At 72.5% G+C, this 1219-nt stretch carries 1 protein-coding gene and 1 pseudogene; both read left to right on the top strand.

Annotation, left to right across the window (positions count from 1 at the left end; translation table 11 throughout):
* Positions 1 to 359, top strand: a pseudogene (locus tag QK442_RS36145) (sporulation protein); the annotation flags it as partial.
* A gap of 173 nt (positions 360 to 532) precedes the next feature.
* Complete coding sequence (locus QK442_RS36140; RefSeq protein ID WP_282698378.1) at positions 533 to 1063, top strand: redoxin domain-containing protein; 531 nt, start codon at positions 533 to 535, stop codon at positions 1061 to 1063.
* Positions 1064 to 1219: the final 156 nt, after the last annotated feature.

The following is a 1219-nucleotide window of genomic DNA, read 5'->3' as shown; positions in this document are numbered from 1 at the left end:
ACACCGTCGGTCACCACGACGTCGACCGCACGGACTGGAACGCTGAGGTGGACGGCTGGATCCGCGGTCTCGTCGAGCACCGCGCCCCGCACGGCTCGTACGGCCACGCGGGTGGTGCGCTCTTCGCCCAGGGCGGCCACGGCTCCCACGGTGGCCACGGCCACAAGGACGAGTACGGTCACGGCGGGCACCACGGTGACGGTCACCGTTCCGGCCCGGGCGTGGGAACGGCGGTCGCCGCCGGTGCCGCGGGCCTGGCCGTCGGCGTGGTCGGCGGCATGGTGGCCGCCGAAGTCATCGACGAGGTGGGCGACTTCTTCGAGGGTGACGACGAAGGCGACGAAGGCGACGAGGGCTGAACGGCGCTGGATCCGGCACCCCGGTGGAGAGTGGTTCGCCGCCACCACCGGGGCGGGCCGATGTGCGCCACATGGGTCGAACCCTCGCGCGGCGGTGTCTGCGGCCCGGTCTCGCTACTACAGGCATGTAGTTTCCGAAGGGGCTTCACCCCTCCCTTCCTCTGGAGTCCGCCATGCCCGCACGTCATGCCCGCCGTGTCCCCCTCGCCGCCCTCGCGGCCGTCCTCGCCGTCGCCGTCGCCGCATGCGGCCGGTCGACGCAGGAGCCGGCGGGGGCGCACGCCCCGCCGACCGCCGGCACTCCGGCAAAGCTCGCCTTCGCGGCCTCGACGCTGGACTCGAAGCCCTTCGAGGGCGTCACGCTCGCCGGGAAACCGGCCGTGCTGTGGTTCTGGGAGCCGGCGTGCGGCGCGTGCGGGGCCCAGGCTCCCGAGGTTGCGATGACCGCGGACCTGTACGAGGGGCAGGTCAACGTCCTCGGTGTCGCCGGCGGCGGTGGAGACGCGCTTCACCGCGCCTTCGTCGATTCGACCGGCACGCGACACGTGCGTCATCTGTCGGACCCCGGCAAGGAGGTGTGGAATCGGTTCGACGTCTCCACACCGGGTGAATACGTCCTCCTCGACCGGGGCGGCGAGGTGGTCGCGCGGGGCGCCGAGCTGGAGGGGCGGCTCGCGAAGGAGGTCGCCCCGCTGGTGCGCTGACGCGCCTTCAGCCCGGCCTCGTAGCTTCTACAGCGACATAGAAGACGGGTTCGCCCAGGCCGTTCACCCCACCCGACCCGGGCGGCCCTCCAAGGGGGGCAGGGAGTTCTCGATGGCCCTGTGGGACCGCGTCAAGGAGTCCGCGTCGACGATGCG

The sequence above is a fragment of the Streptomyces sp. CC208A genome, from assembly GCF_030010625.1.
In the GTDB taxonomy this organism is placed as follows: Bacteria; Actinomycetota; Actinomycetes; order Streptomycetales; family Streptomycetaceae; genus Streptomyces.
This window is presented reverse-complemented; position numbering and strand designations above follow the sequence as displayed.

Coding starts and splice junctions, on each gene's coding strand:
- QK442_RS36140 (WP_282698378.1), top strand. CDS start 533: ATGCCCGCACGTCATGCCCGCCGTGTCCCCCTCGCCGCCCTCGCGGCC.